Origin of the sequence: Desulfonema magnum, assembly GCF_017377395.1 — a bacterium.
GTDB lineage: Bacteria > Desulfobacterota > Desulfobacteria > Desulfobacterales > 4be13 > Desulfonema_C > Desulfonema_C magnum.
Window position 1 is genome coordinate 7550476 of sequence record NZ_CP061800.1, and the last position, 20708, is coordinate 7571183.

Annotated in this window: 13 protein-coding genes; 9 read left to right on the forward strand and 4 right to left on the reverse strand. The window is 48.5% G+C overall.

What is annotated here, in order from left to right; all coding sequences use genetic code 11:
• Nucleotides 1-10: 10 nt before the first annotated feature.
• The 3 genes from dnm_RS28935 to dnm_RS28945 form a co-directional block, all read right to left on the reverse strand.
• The gene (locus dnm_RS28935; protein ID WP_207680333.1) at nt 11-940 is read right to left on the reverse strand and encodes a DMT family transporter; all 930 of its coding nucleotides are present in this window, start codon (nt 938-940) and stop codon (nt 11-13) included.
• Nucleotides 941-992: 52 nt separating this feature from the next.
• Entirely contained in the window at nt 993-2570 is a 1578-nt protein-coding gene (locus dnm_RS28940; RefSeq protein WP_207680334.1) for a SidJ-related pseudokinase, read from the reverse strand.
• 657 nt (nt 2571-3227) lie between these two features.
• Nucleotides 3228-3731: a cupin domain-containing protein gene (locus tag dnm_RS28945; RefSeq protein ID WP_207680335.1), complete on the reverse strand. Its 504-nt coding sequence runs from the start codon at nt 3729-3731 to the stop codon at nt 3228-3230.
• Between the two features lie 452 nt (nt 3732-4183).
• Here dnm_RS28945 and drmD point away from each other — a divergent pair, with 452 nt between their 5' ends.
• The 9 genes from drmD to drmA all read left to right on the forward strand — a co-directional run bounded on the left by drmD (nt 4184) and on the right by drmA (nt 19829).
• Nucleotides 4184-7372, forward strand: a complete 3189-nt coding sequence (gene drmD / locus dnm_RS28950) for a DISARM system SNF2-like helicase DrmD (protein ID WP_207680336.1) — start codon at nt 4184-4186, stop codon at nt 7370-7372.
• A 278-nt stretch (nt 7373-7650) separates the two neighbouring features.
• On the forward strand, nt 7651-7884 hold the full coding sequence (locus dnm_RS28955) for a type II toxin-antitoxin system Phd/YefM family antitoxin (RefSeq protein WP_207680337.1): 234 nt from the start codon (nt 7651-7653) through the stop codon (nt 7882-7884).
• Nucleotides 7877-8299 carry a type II toxin-antitoxin system VapC family toxin gene (locus tag dnm_RS28960; RefSeq protein ID WP_207680338.1) on the forward strand — a complete coding sequence of 141 codons (423 nt, stop codon included), beginning with the start codon at nt 7877-7879 and terminating at the stop codon, nt 8297-8299. The genes dnm_RS28955 and dnm_RS28960 overlap by 8 nt, the downstream gene beginning before the upstream one ends.
• Nucleotides 8300-8466: 167 nt before the next feature.
• Nucleotides 8467-8901 (forward strand): hypothetical protein, encoded by a 435-nt coding sequence (locus dnm_RS28965; RefSeq protein ID WP_207680339.1) that lies wholly within the window; start codon nt 8467-8469, stop codon nt 8899-8901.
• Nucleotides 8898-9071: a hypothetical protein gene (locus dnm_RS28970; RefSeq protein ID WP_207680340.1), complete on the forward strand. Its 174-nt coding sequence runs from the start codon at nt 8898-8900 to the stop codon at nt 9069-9071. Before dnm_RS28965 ends, dnm_RS28970 begins: the two co-directional genes overlap by 4 nt.
• Before the next feature lie 341 nt (nt 9072-9412).
• Entirely contained in the window at nt 9413-13456 is a 4044-nt protein-coding gene (locus dnm_RS28975; RefSeq protein ID WP_207680341.1) for an Eco57I restriction-modification methylase domain-containing protein, read from the forward strand.
• A gap of 1658 nt (nt 13457-15114) precedes the next feature.
• Nucleotides 15115-15669 (forward strand): REP-associated tyrosine transposase, encoded by a 555-nt coding sequence (locus dnm_RS28980; RefSeq protein ID WP_207680342.1) that lies wholly within the window; start codon nt 15115-15117, stop codon nt 15667-15669.
• Nucleotides 15670-15979: 310 nt separating this feature from the next.
• Nucleotides 15980-16309, forward strand: a complete 330-nt coding sequence (locus dnm_RS28985) for a hypothetical protein (protein ID WP_207680343.1) — start codon at nt 15980-15982, stop codon at nt 16307-16309.
• 22 nt (nt 16310-16331) lie between these two features.
• On the forward strand, nt 16332-19829 hold the full coding sequence (gene drmA / locus dnm_RS28990) for a DISARM system helicase DrmA (RefSeq protein ID WP_207680344.1): 3498 nt from the start codon (nt 16332-16334) through the stop codon (nt 19827-19829).
• Here the strand turns inward: drmA and dnm_RS28995 are convergent.
• Nucleotides 19785-20705, reverse strand: a complete 921-nt coding sequence (locus dnm_RS28995) for a hypothetical protein (protein WP_207680345.1) — start codon at nt 20703-20705, stop codon at nt 19785-19787. The two genes, drmA and dnm_RS28995, sit on opposite strands and share 45 nt — an antisense overlap.
• Nucleotides 20706-20708: the final 3 nt, after the last annotated feature.

Consider the following 20708-nt stretch of genomic DNA (forward strand, 5'->3'; position numbering starts at 1 on the left):
GGGAATTTCCTTAAACTTCCGCAACAGATTCTTTGAGCTTCCGCGGGGCGGGCCGAAAAACAGGCAGGCTGGTCAGACAAATGGAGAGCAATACCAGGGTTCCCCCGCCAATCTGAATGCGCGTGAGCTTTTCTCCGAGCAATACCCATGCCCCCAGAGCCGTCACCACGGGAATGCAATTGATAAATAACGATGCCCGAGATGCGGATATCCGTGTGAGCGCGTAATTGTAACACATAAACGCGGCCACGGTGGCGAACACCGTGAGATAAACAACCGCTGTCAGGGAACGTCCGCTGATTGCTGACCAGTTTATCCCCGGGAGTTCCCATAAAAAAGCCGGGGCATAGAAAAACGCCCCGTAAATAATCTGCAATCCTGTAATCTCAAGGGCAGTGTGATTTCGTCCCAAATCTCTGGCACAAATGATATAAAAGGCCGCGGAAATCACTGCTCCGAATATCAGAATATCTCCGACCAGGGAACCACCCCATCCCCAACGGAACTGCGGATCTCCCACCACCAAAATTGAAATGCCCGCAAGAGAGATGCCGATCCCCAGGAAACTCAGCATACTCGTGCGTTCGCCAAGCAGCAATGATGCCAACACAGTTACCGCCAAGGGAATCGTGGCAATAATCAAAGCAGCTTTGGGCGCGGTGGTGTGCTGCAAGCCAATGGTTTCAAAGATGAAATAAAGCCCGGGTTCAAACATCGCTGTAAGCAGCAGTTTGCCATGCTCTCTTAGCGTGAACAAAGGAAATCCGAACCGCATCATCAGAGCCAAAAACAGACACGCGGCCAGCCCAAAACGGATAAAGATCAATGTAAATGTGGGAAGGCTCTCAAGCGCGACTTTTGTCGCCACAAATGACAGCCCCCAAAAAATCACGGTCACGGTCAGGGCCAGATACGTGATAACCTGATTGTTCTGATTCATATCATACACCTTTCTTATTTTTTCAAAGCTGCTGCCCATGTTCGACAGATGCTCAGATATTCAGATATTTTTCTTTCCAATATCTCCCGGCAATACACAACGCGGATATTGTTCCCACGGATTCAATCAGTTCGGGCAAAGATATTTGCCGGTTAAACTCGCCAAGATGCGGCCCGCTTTGAATAACAATTTCCTCGGCCCCTTTTCGAAATTTTTTTATTTCCTCATCCGAAAACCCCCTGACTTCCAGGAACCGTCTGAATTCCTTAGCGGTCATGGCATTCTGATCCGCAACCCTTAATATCTCTTCCATATGGCGATCCACCCCCATTTCTTCAATCATCCGGGAGGTAAGCACATCCAGATCAAAAGGCATTTCACCGCTGAAATCCGTTCCGGTGAATCCCTGATAGTAATGCAGGAACACTCCGCGAATACTCTCCCTGAGAACGTGTTCGTCAAAAAGTGACCTCGCGTCCACAGGCTCGCCCTCAGCATCAAAGCCGACCTTGTCTTTGTCTTTATTGCGGAAATAACTCCCGATCACCAGCAACAGGCTCAGAACATGGTTGCCGATATGACGATAAAGGGTCCGGTCTGATACGCCTCTGAAAGTGACCAGGTGTTCAAAATCCCTGATACCTGTGGGACCCAGATTCGGATAAGCGCAGGATTCAAGCCATCGGTCAAGTCTTCCTGCCCGGAACCATTCATAAAGCCCCTGATCTCTTCTCCGTGTCCGCTGAACCCGGTTATGAAAGAGCGGAATGGGGGCTGAATGGATAATCCCCAGTGCGGTCAGTTTTCCCAGCAGCCACGCGTTTCTGAACATCACTTCCCTGAACTCCGTGTCCCCGGGCCGTGTCTCCGGCACGGAATCATTGGGATAGGTGAAGTAATCCTTATCCGCGATAAAGCCGATGGCATATCTTTCAGGGTGAAGGTTCTTATTTCCGGCTGTTGCTGAAGGAATCCCCTTCAAACTGAACAGATAGGTGTTCTTAATTTTTATGGCCGCGGGGATATTAAATCTCGGAGGAAAAGAATATTCTCCTGATGCAAGATGTTCCATCCAAAGCGCTTCTCTGACCAGGGCATTCGGCGAATCATCGGATCTGGCGAATTTGAACACCAGCAGCCCGTTGTTCCGGGCAAGACCGGCAACAAAACTCCTTCCGATAAATTCAGGCGGCGAAGCAATCTCAAACCCTTTTTCATCCAAAACTTTCTGCCAGGACACGCGGGGAACATTTTTTATCGGAATGTCTTTAAGTTCAGGGCCGTGAACTGAAAAGGGAAGGCTTCCCAGAGATTCGGCCGCCACTCGGTGCGAATCCCCGCCGGTTGTATTCAGAATATTTTTCAGTGCGGAGAATGCCAGTTCGGCGATGTCTCTGTCATGGGAACGGACAATAAGGGAACTTAGCGTTTCAGCCGCCTGCCTGAACAAAAAAAAGCTCCGTCTCTGATGAGAAATCTTTGATTTTTTTATGAGCCTTTCCAGTGTGAGAATGGTCTCCGGTTCTATGATATCCGGGTCTGTTTCGGAAAGTGAATATAAATAGCTGACAGCAAAGTATTTTGATGTGAAATCAGAGGTGCTGTCGTTTATCGTGTCCTCTGAACGCATTCTTTGTTTTTTTAAATAAATGTCCTTCATAAGTCTTTGTATGAAAAAGGTGTTAGGTGTTAGGTGTTAGGTGTTAAGTGTTAGGTGTTAGGTGTCAGGTGTTAAGTGTTAAGTGTTAAGTGTTAGGTGTTAGGTGTTAGGTGTTAGGTGTTACTCGATAATCAAGTTTTTTTGATACAATCCGGACGGAAAGCCTGTCATTCCTGCGAAAGCAGGAATCCGTTCCGGGCCGATGCCGCGGTTCCGGGAGCCGTGGATTCCTGCTTTCGCAGGAATGACAGAAAAAAACTTGATCATCGAGTGTTAGGTGTTACTCGATAATCAAGTTTTTTTGATACAATCCGGACGGAAAGCCTGTCATTCCTGCGAAAGCAGGAATCCGTTCCGGGCCGAGGCCGCGGTTCCGGGAGCCGTGGATTCCTGCTTTCGCAGGAATGACAGAAAAAAACTTGATCATCGAGTGTTAATTACCTAACCATAAGTTTTCGATATATTCCCGGAGAAGAAACCCGGCTTTTTCCGGAAGGGTCCTCGGCCTGTGATGGAAAAACCCGGGTTTCTCCGCTGTTCGCAAAAAAAAGATATATAAAAAACTTTTGATCAGCTACTTATCAGAGAATGTCTCTGCGGAACTGAAAAAAAGGTCCGCATATTTGACTATGCCAGGGTCAGCTTTTCAATAATTTCGATATGTTCCGGGTACATGGCAATTAATTCATATCTGTCTGCCATTTCAAAGTCATGAAAGTCAAACCCCGGGGCAACGGTACATCCGACCAAAGAATATGCGTCGGAAATGTCAACTGTGGCACCGAACCAGCACCCGTTTTCAACGACGGCCTGAAACACTTCGCCATTATCCAAATCACGGCCAAGTCGTATCTGCTTATATTGCCCGTGAGGATCAATCATATGAATGGTCATGGCACTGCCATCATAAAAGTGCCATAATTCATCTGATTTAATGCGATGAAGATGCGAAACCTGATCTCCTCTGAGCAGGAAGTAAATGGCCGTGGAGAACGACCGTTGCCCGTCAAACCTTTTTGGCAGGGCATTCCCGGCAACAGATTCGTGTGAACGGTGTGTTTCCCTGAAGTATCCGCCCTCAGGATGCTTCACTAATTTCAGTTTACGGATCCAGTAATCAGAATTTTTCATCAGAAACCCTCCGGATACACCCGCGGCCGGATACACCTGATATTTCATGAATCAGGGCATAAGGCAGCAGATGCTGAAAATAAATTGACTGTAAACAAAATAGCGCGGTATATTTGTTTTGCAAGGGGAAAATCCTGCTCTGACTTATTTTTTCCTACACTTAATTTGTCTTAAATGCAAGGCATTGTTTTAAAGCAGGGACACATCATTCGGATATCCGTCTGGCAGACGATATGGAAGAAATGCCGAGGCACGGCTGAAATGACTTTCATATTTTTTTGTTCCTTGCTTTCATTGTCAAATCAGTTTAAAATAATCAACTGGCGCAAAGAGGAGCAAGTATCAGCAGATGGATATGGATTTTCCATCTGCTGAATATGACAAAACCTGATGAACTGAGATCGTCAGTCTGATCAGGGGATCAAACCAATTGTTCGTAAAGGAAAAATATAATGGTAAATTTTTCAGGAACCACGCTTCCGGAACCTGGTCAGCTCGTGGATGTCCGCAGCCGAAATTTTATCGTCACCGAGGTTCACGTTCCTTGTTTTCCACCGGATCTGTCCGCACAAGGTCTGAAAAAGCCCATGCACCTGGTATCGCTTTCCTCTGTGGAAGATGATGCCCTGGGGGATGAACTTCAGGTGCTTTGGGAGATAGAACCCGGAACCCGTATTTTTGAAAAACCTGCGTTGCCATCTCCGAATGGCTTTGATGATCCCCCGCGGCTGGATGCTTTTTTGGATTCGGTCCGATGGGGGGCGGTTTCTTCTGCTGATATTCAGTCCCTGCAGTCCCCTTTTCGCAGCGGCATAGATATTGAAGATTATCAATTGGATCCGGTTGTCCGTGCCCTGAGAATGCCGCGGGTGAATCTCCTGATTGCAGATGATGTGGGACTTGGCAAAACCATTGAGGCGGGTCTGGTGATTCAGGAGCTGATTCTCCGCCACAGGGCCAGAACCGTTCTGGTGATCTGTCCGGCTTCCTTACAAGTCCAGTGGCAGGAACAGATGCGGGACAAATTCGGGCTGGAATTCCGTATTATTGACAGCAGGATGATGAAACAACTGCGGCGTGAGCGGGGGCTGCATGTAAACCCCTGGAATCACTTCCCCCGGCTCATCACCTCCATAGACTTTCTCAAGCGTGACCGTCCCATGCGCCTGTTCCGGGAACTGTTGCCTGCCCATGGAAAATCCACGTATCCCCGGCGTTTTGATATGCTCATTGTGGATGAGGCCCATAATGTGGCCCCGTCCGGGGCGGGGAATTATGCGATTCCTTCTTTGCGCACAAAGACCATTCTGACCCTTGCCCCGCATTTTGAACATAAGCTCTTTCTCACGGCAACGCCCCATAACGGGTATCCGGAAAGCTTTTCCGCCCTTTTGGAACTTTTGGATAACCAGCGCTTTGCCAGGGCAGTCAGGCCCACACCTGATCAACTTGCGGCCGTGATGGTGCGCCGTCTGAAAACAGAACTTTTTTCATGGGACGGGACCTCCCGCTTTCCAACCCGTGTCATTGAACCCCTTGAGGTGGATTATGGCAAAACCGAACAGACAGCGCATCAGAAATTAAGAGAATACACGGAATTACGCAGGCAAAGCATTTCAGACGGTTCTGAAAAATATGCCACGGAATTTGTCCTCAAGCTGCTGAAAAAAAGACTGTTCAGCTCACCTGCCGCATTCCTGTCCACATTGGAACAGCATATAAAGACCCTTCGCAATTCAGGACAGAAGAAACGGTCGGTTACAAAACGTCCCTCTTTGGACATTCTGCGCAAACGTCTTGAAGCAATCGAGGAGGATTTTGCCGATGATGATGTGTATGAAAACGGAACCATTGAAGCTGTTGAGAATGCCACTTCGGTTCTCCGTGATCTGCGTCCCGAGGAGGAGAAGCTTCTGACCGAACTGAAAACCTATGCTGAAAAAGCTTCTGCCATTCGGGATTCCAAAGCAGACACTCTTATCAGATGGCTGAATGAAACTTTGCGCCCCAATGGGAAATGGAACAATGAGCGCGTGCTGATTTTTACGGAATATCGCACCACTCAGAAATGGCTGCATGACATACTTGTGAGAGAAAATTTTGCCCGCAATGACCGGCTCATGCTCATTTACGGCGGCATGGATACCAAAGACCGGGAACAGGTGAAAGCCGCGTTTCAGACAACGCCTGAGAAATCTTCGGTGCGGATTCTTCTGGCAACAGACGCGGCTTCCGAAGGGCTGGATTTGCAAAATTACTGTCATCGCCTGATTCATTATGAAATCCCCTGGAACCCCAACCGGCTGGAACAGAGAAACGGCAGGCTGGACCGCCACGGACAAAAATCATCTGAGGTGCTGATTCATCATTTTGTCACAAAGGGGTTTGAGAGGGATGCTCATGATAAAACGGTTTCTCCGGGAGAGCTGAAAGGGGACCTTGAATTTTTAATGCGGGCGGTGATCAAGGTGAATCAGATTCGGGAGGATTTGGGCAAAGTCGGCCCGGTCATTGCCACTCAGGTTGAGCAGGCCATGCTGGGAAAGCGAACCCGGCTGGACACCCGGGACGCGGAAGCGGCAGCGGGAGCGCCTCGGAAGCAACTGCGCTTTGAACGTGATCTGCGACATCAGATTGGCAAACTCCATGAGCAGTTGCAGGAATCAAGACGTGAACTCAGGGTGTCACCTGAAAATGTTCATGCGGTGGTATCCGCGGCCCTGGCACTTGCAAATCAGCCGCCTCTTGAGGAAACCAAACTTCCGGGAATATATCCGGATCCCGCAGGTCAGCGAACTTCCTCTCCTGTATATATCCTGCCTGTTCTCCAAGGAAGCTGGGCGAGATGCTCGGAAGGCATTGCCCATCCCCACACCGGAGAAATCAGACCGGTCACATTTGATCATTCTGTGGCACAGGGCAGGGATGACGTGGTCCTGATTCATCTGAATCACCGGCTGGTTCAGATGGCCACCCGGCTTTTGCGTGCGGAAATATGGTCTTCGGATTCAGAGCAATATCTGAACCGGGTCACCGCGAGACAGGTTCCGGATAGTGTTCTTGACACGCCCGGTGTCATTGCTTATGGGCGTCTGGTGGTCCTTGGCGGGGTTCATCACCGTCTGCATGAGGAAATCATCACTGCCGGGGGAACCATCCGGGAGGGACGTTTTAAACGCCTGAATGTGACACAGGTTCAGAAAGCCTTAAAAGCCGCGCTGCCGGTTCGGGCTTCGCAAAAGATTGAAAAACGACTGAACAAGTTATGGGCAACAATTGAAAAGCCCCTTTTCCAGTCCCTTGAAGCACGGATGCGGGATCGGACCAAAAATCTTCAGAAATTTTTGGATGACCGGGAAAGCAGAGAAGTTCGGGATATGACAGAAATTTTAAGCCAGTTGGCGGAAAATATCGCGAACGAACTGAAAACCGAAGCGCCTCAGCAGCTTTCATTATGGTCAGATCCGGAACGGGAACAGTTCGAAAAAAACCGGGACAGTCTGCAAGTCCGTCTGGAGGAAATCCCCTATGAAATTGAACGGGAGACAAACGCGGTTCATAAAAAATACGAAAATCCCACCCCGCGGCTGTTTCCTGTGGCAGTGACGTTTCTGATTCCCAACAAACTTGCTGAAAAATGATTTTTGAGTTTTTCTTTTTGTCATTCCTGCTTTCGCAGGAATGACAGTTTTTTTGCCGGACGGGGTTGCAAACCCTGTCCGGCAACGACAGCTCCGCCATTCTGAACAGGATGTCATATTCTGTTCCCAAAAGTACAGGGATCATTTCATAATTTCACAAAAAATCCCTTGATCATCACCAATCCTTGCAGATATAAGAAAAGGATGATCATAAAAAAAATCCCTGCTTATAAACAATCCTTGCAGATATAGAAAGACATTTTTTGAGGAGAACGACAATGCAAATTCCAGCCGAACAATTTAAAGAAAGATGTATGGAACTGATAGAAAATATTCAGAAGAACCCGGAAGACATCACCATTACCCACAGCGGCAGACCTGTTGCCCATCTGATCCCTTTTTTGGGAAAAAAAGAGCGCACACAGGAAATTTTTGGATTTTTAAAAGGGATGGTTGAAATTCGGGAGGATATTATAAAACCGCTTGAAGAGAAATGGAAAGCCGATGAATAATCCCCTTATTTTGTTAGACACCCATGTTTGGATTTGGCTGATGAACGGTGATAAGACATTAGGTTCCTCTGTCTGCCTGGAAGCGATCAACAACGCGGCGGCAAACGGGAATATTCGTATTTCTGCGATTTCGATCTGGGAAATTGGCATGTTGGAAGCGAAAGGGAGAATTTCTTTTTCAGGAGATGTTCTGACATGGGTTGAACAGGCACTGACAGCTCCGGGTGTCCGATTAGCTCCGATCACTCCGAAAATAGCAATAGAAAGCAGCCGATTACCCGGAGATTTTCACGGAGATCCTGCTGACCGCATTATCGTCGCGGCTACGCGTGAACTCGGAGCAACCCTGATAACTCGGGACAGAAAGATTATTGAATATGGCCAGGCAGGTTATGTCAGGACGTTGAGAGCCTGACATATATTTTTCTGGTCCGCATATATTTCAGACTGATTTCATGGTGATAATATCATTTCATAAAAGCCCCCATGATTATCAAAAATCCTTGCAGATATAAGAAAAGGATGATCATAAAAAAAATCCCTGCTTATAAACAATCCTTGCACATATAAGCAGGGGGAACCATGAGAAGAAATAAAAGGGAGCAATTCAGTCCCGGAGGGACCACTGAGAATAACCCGGCAATTCATTGCCGGGGTGGGATGTTAATTTTAAAAGAAAGGTTTGACAATGGCACGGCTGATTGGCGTTATGGCAGGGATTTCTGTCCGATACAGAAAGGAGGTGGCAGCATGATCGCATCTCAGATTCAGGTTTCAGCACGGGTATCACCGGAGACCAAGAGAATGATGGATGAATATGTTCAGGCCAAAGGGGAAAAAGAGACAGTTCTGATTGAGACGGCTCTGCTCCATCATTTGCAGGCTCTCAGAGAATTGCCGGAGGATGTGGTCATTCCACCCCGCATCCTGGTATCTGAAGACTCCGGCATTCACACATCCGAAAAAATCAGCCACAAAGACACAAAGACACAAAGGAGGCACAAAGAGACTTCGTGAGACTTCGCGCCTTCGTGGCAAAAAAAACGGATGTGTCCCGCCTTTTATCCAAAAAAATCAGCCACAAAGACACAAAGGAAGCACAAAGAGACTTTGTGAGACTTTGTGAGACTTTGCGCCTTCGTGCCTTCGTGGCAAAAAAACGGATGCGTCCCGCCTTTTACACATAAAACCTGTTCCTGTGTAAAAGCCGGGGCACACCCGCAAATATGCCGCCCTTACAGGGCCTGGTCGGCCCTCCCCTAAATCCGTTATAATCAGGAAAGTTTTTATACTGATGATCGGAAAAAGGGAGAATTTTTATACTGTCTTGAAAAAGAGAGTCTGAATCAGAACCCGAACTGTGATGAAATCGAATCCCCATACGTTCTTAACCATAATCCATGCAGATAGATACACCAATAAAAAAAGGCGCGGCCGCGGATCTTTCTACAGAGGATTTTATCAAACAATTTCCGGATGCCTTTCAAAAGGAAAATGCAGGACCCGGACTTTTTCGGAAGGATAAATAATGTCAATTGCACGTCATCATATTGAATGGATACAACTTATCGAGGTTTCAGGGCCTTTCCTGTCCCTGCCGGTGCTGATGCGTATTTTTCCGCAGGGCCTGGAAACTCATGATTCTGAACATTTTCGCTATGTGAAAGCCGCGTTTGAAGAATGGCAGGATAATCAGCAGGGGCTTTGTCCTGATCCTGCCCTCCATGAGGAATGGATCCGGTTTGTCATCACAGAAACCCTGGCCTGGGGAGAGGAACAACTTGAAGAGGAGCTGCTGATAAGGGGCAAAGATTTACCGTCTGATCTTTATGTGCGGACGCGGGAAAATGACATGCCGCTGCCGGATTTTGCCTTGATGAATCCTGAAGGCATAGGCATTCCTGGCAAACCCAGAATTCTGATTTCTGTCTTGCCTTTGCATCAGGATTTGGAAAAAAGCAAACAGGAAAGTATGTCCCCGGCAGCATGTATGATGCAACTGCTGCGTGCCTGCGATGTCAGAACCGGCTTGCTGACTAATGGTGAGAAATGGATGCTGATTTATGCCCCGGAGGAAGGCACGGTCTCTTATGTCACTTGGTACGCTTCTTTGTGGTTTGAGGAACATATCACGCTGAGGGCCTTCCGGAGCCTGCTTTCTTCTCTCCGGTTTGTCGGCGTGTCAGAAAAAGATACCCTTGAGGCACTTTTCCAGGAAAGCGCGGAAAATCAGAAAGATGTCACAGATCAGCTCGGGTTCCAGGTGAGAAAGGCCGTGGAGGTGCTGATTCAGTCGCTGGATCGTGAGGATAAGAATGCTGTGTCTCCGCTGCTGAGGGATGTGGATGAAAAAGCGGTTTATGATGCGGCCCTGACCATCATGATGCGTCTGGTATTCCTGTTCTCTGCTGAGGAACGCAAGCTTCTGCTGCTGGGTGAGGATTTGTATAATCAGTATTATTCGATTTCAATGCTTCGTGAACAGCTTCAGAAAGACGCGGACCGGTTTGGCGAGGAGGTGCTGGAATACAGAAAGGACGCGTGGTATCGTCTGCTTGCAACATTCCGGGCCGTGTATGGCGGCATGAATCATGATTTGCTGCATCTTCCTGCTTATGGCGGGCGGCTTTTTGATCCGGACCGGTTTCCGTTTTTGGAAGGGCGTGAGCCAGGAACCTCATGGAAAGATACCCCGGCAATGCCTTTGCCTGTGAATAATCGCACGGTGTTACATTTGTTGTCAGCGTTGCAGATTCTTCAGGAAAAAATTCCCGGCGGCGGTCCCGCGGAGGCACGGCGGTTGTCTTTCCGTTCTTTGGGCGTGGAACAGATCGGTTATGTGTATGAGGGGCTTCTGGATCATACCGCGGTTCGCGCAGAGGAGCCTGTTCTCGGACTCCGATGCGGCAGAGACAAGGACGGAGAGGTTCTGCTGTCAGAACTGGAACGGCTCCGGGAAAAAGATGAGGAGGAACTGATTAAGTTTCTTAAAAAGCAGACCGGCAGAACTGTCAAGGCCATCCGCCATGAGCTTGCCGAACCGCCCGTGATTGACGAACAACAGCTTTTGGTGGCGTGTGACAATGATCAGGATTTGAAGGCGCGTGTCATGCCTTATGCGGCATTGCTTCGGGAAGATTCCATGGGCTATCCGGTGGTGATTACTGAAAACAGTGTTTATGTGACCCAGGGAACAGACCGCCGCACCAGCGGAACCCATTACACACCGCCAGAACTCACAGAACCCATTGTAAGGCATACGCTGGAGCCGCTGGTGTATGAGGGCGTTTCCGAGGGCAGGCCCGAAAAAGAATGGAAACTGAGAACGGCTAGAGAGATTCTGAGTCTCAAGGTGTGTGACATGGCTATGGGGTCCGGCGCGTTTCTGGTGCAGGGCGGGCGATATCTTGCGAGATGTCTGACAGGGGCCTGGAATGCGCTTGAAAAGAATGCTGAGGGCCAGTTTGTCATCACGCCAGAGGGGGAGTTGTCAAAGAATAACGGAGAAGAGGAATATCCCATTCCGGAGGATTCAGATGAACGATATACGCTTGCGCTGCGGCTGATTTCCGAGCGATGTCTTTATGGGGTGGACAAAAATCCCATGGCTGTTGAAATGGCAAAGCTGTCCTTATGGCTTGAAACCATGGCAAAGAACCGGCCCTTCACGTTTCTGGATCATGCGCTGAAATGCGGTGATTCTCTGCTGGGGGTGGACCGGGTGCAGTTGAAAAACTGGTCTGCGACAAATAAGGATGAGGATTCGTTCAGGCCCATGCTCAAGGAGATCAATGATGCCATTGCTCACCGCAAGGCGTTGGAGAGTATGCGAAGTCTGGATATTCGGGATGTGGAGCGCAAGGCCTCGCTGCATAAAAAGGCTGAGGCAAAGATCGGGCGTTTGAAACTGGCCGGGGATATGTTTGTTGCGCCGTATCTGATGAAGGGAACAAAGACAGCCCAGGAAAAAAAACGCCTGGAATTTTTTTCGTGGTTTTCAGCGTTCAGGACAACTGAGATTGTGGACACTCTGAGAGAAAAGGCAGATGAACTCTTAGGGGATCATTCTCCGTTTCATTGGCCTCTGGAATTTCCGGAAATTTTTATGGATGATCATCGGAAGGAGGGGTTTGATGCAATTATAGGGAATCCGCCGTTTCTATGGGGTAATAGAATTAGTAGTTATTTCGGTGATGAATATCGGGATTGGCTGCTTTTGACTCAAGAAGGAGTTCATGGAAATGCGGATCTATGTGCTCGTTTTTTTCGTAAAGCAATAACTCTTTTGAAGATGAATGGCTGCATGGGACTCGTTGCAACAAATTCGATTAAAGAGACAGATAACAGGGATTCAAGTCTTGTTCCAATTGTTAAAAATGGTTCACATATCATAAGAGCGGATCCAGATTTGCCTTGGCCGGGTTCTGCTTCTCTCCAAATAGCCTGTGTATATATATTTAAAGGCAATTATCAAGGACAATACTTCTTGGCTGGAAAAGCTGTAAAATTTATTTCTACTTTTTTAGATAGTGCAATTGATGAAAGAAAGCCTTATAAGCTTTTATCTCAAGCAAATATCGGCTTTAAAGGTGTTGATATAGGAGGACTTGGATTTGTTATATCAGAGGATGAAAAGAAGAACATCATAGCGGAGGAACCAAAGTCAATAGATTTCATCTGGCCTTTCTTAAACGGAAAAGATTTTTTAACTCATCCTGATCAAAATTCTTCAAGAATGGTAATCAATTTTTCAGGAATGACTCAAGATAACGCGTCTAAATATAATTTGCTGATGCAAATTGTAAAAGAAAGAGTTTATCCTTATCGGCAAACGGTCAAACGCAAGGCTAATCGCGATAACTGGTGGATTTATAATGAAGCGAGACCAGGACTTTATAGGGCTATTTCTTCCATTGAGATGCCAATTGTCAACTGTGTTGTATCAAAATATATCTGCTTTGAATTTATGGTCTCTAAAATAGTTTTTTCCAATGCACTAAATGTGTTCGCTCTTGAAACTTTCTTTAATTTTGCAGTTCTTCAATCTTCACTACATGAAGTATGGGCACGCTATTATGGTTCTTCACTTGAAACACGAAATCGTTACAACTTAACAGATTGTTTTGAAACATTTCCATTCCCAGAGACAAATGATAATCTGGAGAATATTGGACAGGAATATTACGACCACCGCCAATCCATCATGAAAACCCGGCAGGAAGGCTTAACCGCCACCTACAACCGCTTCCACAGCGAAGATGAAAACGACAGCGACATTGAAAAACTCCGAAAGCTTCATATCCAAATGGACAACGCCGTTGCCCAGGCATATGGCTGGACAGACCTTGATCTTGAACACGGGTTTCACGAAACCAAGCAGGGCATCCGCTTCACCCTGTCCGAATCAGCCCGCCGTGAAATCTTAGACCGCCTCCTCCGCCTGAACCATGAACGCTACGCCGAGGAAGTCGCATTAGGGCTTCATGACAAAGGCAGAAAGAAAAACACAACCCCATCAAAGAAATCTAAAAAAACAAAAATTTCAAAGCAAAAGCGTTTATTTGGTGAGTGAATCCCGTGGGGCAAGAGGCGAAAGAAAACCATTTAAGGAAAGAAAAAATGAAAATCGAATTCATACGATTGAAAAACTTTTACTCGTTACAAGGCTCTGCCTTGTAACGCATATCGTGAGGCTCTGCCTCACCCACCGGCAAAGTTTCAGAATAAAGGAGCGGAGGATCAAATCAGTAAAACAGACGAACATCATATTCCATACCTGAAAAGCAACTCTCTGAAAAGTTACGTTCATCTGAACGAAATACGCTTAGACAAATTAGAAGACAGGAAGAAATTTATATTGTCGGTGAAAACGGATACGGCGAAACGCTGTTTGCAAATATTGAGATAAAGATAACTCCTGATGAAGTCATCTTCAATGAAAGAGGGTTGGATATCGGATTTGAGCAACTATCCGACTGAAGACTTTTGGTCAGGTACTTATGCGGAATTTTTGCATTTCCGCGTAATTCACAAGGGAGTGCGGAAATGGAGCCGCTAGGCGGAATTTTCGCATTTGGTCGGGATTTTCGCATTTTCTCGGAATTCGCAAGGGAGTGCGGAAATGGAGCCGCTAGGCGGAATTTTCGCATTTGGTCGGAATTCACAAGGGAGTGCGGAAATGGAATTTTCGCATTTGGAGAACCGCAAAAATTCCGCCTAGCGGCTCCATTTTTGCACTCCCTTTTGCCGGGAATTTACACGGGGGAGTGCGAAAATGGAATTTTCGCATTTGGTCGGAATTCGCAAGGGAGTGCGGAAATGGAATTTTCGCATTTGGAGAACCGCAAAAATTCCGCCTAGCGGCTCCATTTTTGCACTCCCTTTTGCCGGGAATTTACACGGGGGAGTGCGAAAATGGAATTTTCGCATTTGGAGAACCGCAAAAATTCCGCCTGGCGGCTCCATTTTTGCACTCCCTTTTGCCGGGAATTTACACGGGGGAGTGCGGAAATAGAATTTTCGCATTTGGTCGGAATTCACAAAGGAGTGCGGAAATGGAATTTTCGCATTTGGTCGGAATTCACAAGGGAGTGCGGAAATGGAATTTTCGCATTTGGAGAACCGCAAAAATTCCGCCTAGCGGCTCCATTTTTGCACTCCCTTTTGCCGGGAATTTACACGGGGGAGTGCGAAAATGGAATTTTCGCATTTGGTCGGAATTCGCAAGGGAGTGCGGAAATGGAATTTTCGCATTTGGAGAACCGCAAAAATTCCGCCTAGCGGCTCCATTTTTGCACTCCCTTTTGCCGGGAATTTACACGGGGGAGTGCGGAAATGGAATTTTCGCATTTCGGCGTAATTCACAAGGGAGTGCGAAAATGGAATTTTCGCATTTGGAGAACCGCAAAAATTCCGCCTGGCGGCTCCATTTTTGCACTCCCTTTTGCCGGGAATTTACACGGGGGAGTGCGGAAATGGAATTTTCGCATTTGGTCGGAATTCACAAGGGAGTGCGGAAATGGAATTTTCGCATTTGGTCGGAATTCACAAGGGAGTGCGAAAATGGAATTTTCGCATTTGGTCGGAATTCACAAGGGAGTGCGAAAATGGAATTTTCGCATTTGGAGAACCGCAAAAATTCCGCCTGGCGGCTCCATTTTTGCACTCCCTTTTGCCGACTTTGGAAAATTTCAGAACTTTAGGAAATTAACAGAAAGGAGGAGAAAATATATGTTGAAACGGAGTGATCATACGCCGGCGCATCTGCTGCTTGACAACAAACCTTACTTCATCACAGCCGCCATTTATGAAAAGCGGATGCTGCTCGCCGACCCGGAACTGAAAAAAGAACTCATCGGCCTCATTCGGAAAAATTTCGCCGATTATGACTGGGAACTGCATCAGTGGGTGATCCTGGACAATCATTATCATCTGATGGGAAAAAGCCACAGAGGAAAGGATCTGCCGGCAATCATCCGGAATATCCACCGTGCCTCGGCATTTCTGATACTTGATGCCACGAGGTGTGAAAAGCCCGTATGGTGGAATTACTGGGATTACTGCCCCCGGAAGAAAGATGACAACAGGGACTACATGATTCGGGTCACCTATCTGCTGGACAACCCGGTGAAGCACGGTTATACAAAGGATCTGAGGGATTATCCATTCTCCAGCTTTCACGAACTTTACGCAGAAAAGGGCAGAGAACACCTGGCCCGTCAGTTTAAGAATTACAAGGAATACAAAACCCTCGTTCTCCACGAGGCCCTTGAAGACGATTTTTAACACAATAACACAAGGGAGTGCGGAAATGGAGCCGCCAGGCGGAATTTTCGCATTTTCTCGGAATTCGCAAGGGAGTGCGGAAATGGAATTTTCGCATTTGGTCGGAATTCACAAGGGAGTGCGAAAATGGAATTTTCGCATTTTCTCGGAATTCACAAGGGAGTGCGAAAATGGAATTTTCGCATTTTCTCGGAATTCACAAGGGAGTGCGAAAATGGAATTTTCGCATTTGGAGAACCGCAAAAATTCCGCCTAGCGGCTCCATTTTTGCACTCCCTTTTGCCGGGAATTTACACGGGGGAGTGCGAAAATGGAATTTTCGCATTTGGTCGGAATTCGCAAGGGAGTGCGAAAATGGAATTTTCGCATTTGGAGAACCGCAAAAATTCCGCCTGGCGGCTCCATTTTTGCACTCCCTTTTGCCGGGGATTTACACAGGGGAGTGCGGAAATGGAGCCGCCAGGCGGAATTTTCGCATTTTCTCGGAATTCGCAAGGGAGTGCGGAAATGGAGCCGCCAGGCGGAATTTTCGCATTTGGAGAACCGCAAAAATTCCGCCTGGCGGCTCCATTTTTGCACTCCCTTTTGCCGGGGATTTACACAGGGGATTGCGGAAATGGAACCGCCAGGCGCATTTTGACGAAATAATTTAAGGAAAAACAATGACAGAAACACTGACAAACGATTCAAAGTCTCCTGCAGAGCTTCGGGCCATGCTTGAGAATTTGGTAATCAAAGACCTCCTCGGTCCCTGCGACGGTGAACAAGAGGTTCTGAACGAATATGAAGACCGTGTCTCAGAAAGATACCTCGTGGGCAAGCTCGCGCCCAAAAGCGTCTCGGTCAACCCCGGGGAAATGGACGACATTGCCGCCGCGGGAACAGATTCCTATGACGAAGGAACCCCTGATCTTTCACCTGTACAGTCAGACACCATGTTCCCCTCATCCATGGGCATGACCTTTGCTGTAAGCCAAAAAGCAAAACAATTGAAACTCACCGTGCGATGGGGGCGTTACACCAAGAAAAACACCGGCAGAGTCAGAGAAAAGTCCGGCAAAACCATTTATGTGTGGAAACGGGAGCAAGTGGAAAATATCTTATCCATCCCCATAAAACAGGGAGTTATCTCCCCCATGACCATCACGGAACAACAACCCCAGGTCACGATTCAGGGGAGAATGCGTCAGACAGATGACGGATGGTTAGCCACCCTGTTTTTGGTCAACGGTCAGAAAGAACCCGGACGAAACAAAGACACGGCATGGCTGTTTCAGGCAGAAATGATGGCAGAAGCTTCGGACGGGGCAGCCATTTTCCGCAAGCGGTTCAATCACACTGTGGATTATGACAAAATGGATCCCGTCACCCGGACCGAATTACAATCCCTGACCATGGTCTATCGCAAACAGACAGAATTTGCCGTGGGACACAGCATCAGTGTTCATGCGGACCTTGATCCGAAAGACCCGCAACGGGCAATCCGTCTGAAAACCCAAAGCATTCCCGCTTATGAAGTCCCCAGGACCACGCCGCCTACAAAACAGGACAATCCTGATCTTGAAAACCTCGTGCTGGACATGAAGGAACTGTCAGAAACACCAGACGCCCAGCTCCCGGAAAAATTAATGCCCCTGGCACAAGCTTATGAAAACTGGATTCACAGGCAGCAGGAGAAAATCAGGGACCCGGGGGAAGGATTGGAATTCCATACTCACGCTGCTGAGGAAACCATAAAAAACTGCCAGAAAGCACTGTCACGCATTCGGGAAGGAATCACCCTTCTCACTCAGGACAAACATGCGGCCGAGGCCTTCCGGTTTGCCAATCAAGCCATGCACCTTCAGCGCATTCGCTCCATTTTTGCAAAACAAATCCGCAAACAGCAGCGTAAGAAAAAAGATGGCACAAAAGATATTGACATCCCTCGGAACCGCACCTGGTATCCGTTCCAACTGGCTTTTGTCCTGCTCAATCTCCCCAGTGTGACCGATTTGCACCACAAAGACCGGAGCCATGAAACACAGGCCCTCGCGGACCTGTTATGGTTTCCCACAGGCGGCGGAAAAACCGAAGCCTATCTTGGTTTGGCAGCTTATACCATGGCATTGCGCCGGTTGCAGGGAAATATCGGAGGGCGTTCCGGGGAACACGGCGTCGCAGTACTCATGCGCTACACCCTGCGACTGCTGACACTTCAGCAGTTTCAGCGAGCCACAACCCTTATCTGCGCGTGCGAAGTCATCCGAAGGCAAGACCCGGATAAATGGGGGCAGGCCCCTTTTCGTATTGGCCTGTGGGTAGGCATGCGGGCCACACCCAATACAACCAAACAGGCGCAGGATGCCATTGCCAATGCTCATGGCAGAGGCATGGGAACCGGCGGAAGCGGCACGCCCGCGCAGCTGACCACCTGCCCCTGGTGCGGAACAGCCATAGACCCTGGCAAACACATCAAAGTTTGTTCAGGCATGGGAACCATCCATCGCACCCTTATGTATTGCGGTGATCCCATGGGACATCGCTGCCCTTTTACCCAGCTTCAGTCTCCGGATGAAGGCATTCCCGCGCGGGTTGTGGATGAGGAAATTTACCGACATCCGCCCACTCTGCTCATTGCCACAGTGGACAAATTTGCCCAGATGCCGTGGAAAGGGGCGGTTCAGATGCTGTTTGGTCAGGTCAACGGCTTCTGCACCCGGCACGGGTTCCGTTCTCCGGAAATCGAAGGTCGCAACTCCCATCCCAAAAGCGGCTCCCTGGCACCTGCCAGAACCCTGCCCCATCCGCTGCTGCGTCCCCCGGACCTCATTATCCAGGATGAATTGCATCTCATCAGCGGGCCGCTGGGGTCCATGGTGGGATTGTATGAAACCGCAGTGGACACGCTATGCACCTGGATTGTTGACGGCAAAAATGTGCGTCCAAAAGTGATCGCGTCCACAGCCACCATCCGACGGGCAAAAGATCAGGTGAACAAACTCTTTCTGCGGGAAGTGAGTGTGTTTCCGCCGCACGGCACGGACATTACGGACAATTTTTTCTCCCTGCAACGCGATCCTGCCAAAGAACCCGGACGGCGCTATCTGGGAATCTGCGCCATTGGCAGACGGTATCCCTCGGTGATCATCCGGGTGTATGTGGCGCTGCTCGGGGCCGCAAAAAAACTCTATGATCAATACGGTGCTGCCGCGGATCCCTGGATGACCCTGGCCGGTTATTTCAACTCCATCCGGGAGCTGGGCGGAACCCGCCGTCTTGTGGAGGATGACATCTCCAATCGCCTGCGTAATGCTGACCAGCGGGGGCTGGCAAAACGATTCCGTATCTATCTTGAAGAACTGACCTCCCGAAAAAGCAGTGCGGACATTCCCAGGATATTGGACCGGCTGGATGTGGGATTCAGCAAACAGGATGAGGCCAGACGTAAAGTTCAGCGAAAATCAGGTGAAAAAGTCTCCATGCCCGCGCCATTGGATGTGGTTCTGGCAACCAACATGATATCCGTGGGCGTTGATGTGGACCGGCTCGGACTTATGGCGGTCGCGGGACAGCCCAAAAGCACGGCTGAATATATTCAGGCCACCAGCCGGGTGGGGCGGAAATATCCGGGACTGGTCGTGACGGTCTATAACTGGGCCCGTCCTCGTGATCTTTCCCATTATGAGCAGTTTGAGCATTATCATGCCACATTTTACCAGCATGTCGAGGCCTTGTCTGTCACGCCCTTTGCGCCCCGTGCGCTGGACCGAGGGCTGTCAGGAATCATGGTCTCTCTGATCCGGCTGGTAAGTGATGAACTCAATGAGAATTCCAGGGCAAGTGATCTGACCGCAGATCATGAGCAGCTTGAGAATGCCATTGAATCCATCATCACACGGGTCGAACTCGCGGAGGGAAATAAGGAAATCCGCGAAAATGTGAGAAAGATGCTGCTTGAGCGCCGGGATTTCTGGCTGAGTGAAATTAAAAGGGCCAGAACCTGGACGCTGGGGTATAAAGAAAAACGGGACGGAACCACCCTGGGTCTGCTTAAAGTTCCGGGTAAAGAAAAATGGCAAAAATTTACATGCCTCAACTCATTGCGGGATGTTGAGCCGTCCGTGAGTCTTGTCTTAGATGAAAACAGTTTCGGGCTGAATGAAGACACCGACCCGTAAAGAGGGCCTGTGATCCGGAGTGCAAAAATAGAGCGAAGCGGTTTTTTGCAGAGATTCGTAAAGAGGGCCTGTGATCCGGAGTGCAAAAATAGAGCGAAGCGGTTTTTTGCAGAGATTCGTAAAGAGGGCCTGTGATCCGGAGTGCAAAAATAGAGCGAAGCGGTTTTTTGCAGAGATTCGTAAAGAGGGCCTGTGATCCGGAGTGCAAAAATAGAGCGAAGCGGTTTTTTTGCAGAGATTCGTAAAGAGGGCCTGTGATCCGGAGTGCAAAAATAGAGCGAAGCGGTTTTTTGCAGAGATTCCGTAAAGAGGGCCTGTGATCCGGAGTGCAAAAATAGAGCGAAGCGGTTTTTTGCAGAGATTCGTAAAGAGGGCCTGTGATCCGGAGTGCAAAAATAGAGCGAAGCGGTTTTTTTGCAGAGATTCGTAAAGAGGGCCTGTGATCCGGAGTGCAAAAATAGAGCGAAGCGGTTTTTTGCAGAGATTCGTAAAGAGGGCCTGTGATCCGGAGTGCAAAAATAGAGCGAAGCGGTTTTTTGCAGAGATTCGTAAAGAGGGCCTGTGATCCGGAGTGCAAAAATAGAGCGAAGCGGTTTTTTGCAGAGATTCGTAAAGAGGGCCTGTGATCCGGAGTGCAAAAATAGAGCGAAGCGGTTTTTTGCAGAGATTCGTAAAGAGGGCCTGTGATCCGGAGTGCAAAAATAGAGCGAAGCGGTTTTTTGCAGAGATTCGTAAAGAGGGCCTGTGATCCGGAGTGCAAAAATAGAGCGAAGCGGTTTTTTGCAGAGATTCGTAAAGAGGGCCTGTGATCCGGAGTGCAAAAATAGAGCGAAGCGGTTTTTTGCACCGAGAGCGGAGCGGTTTTTTTGCATCCACCTG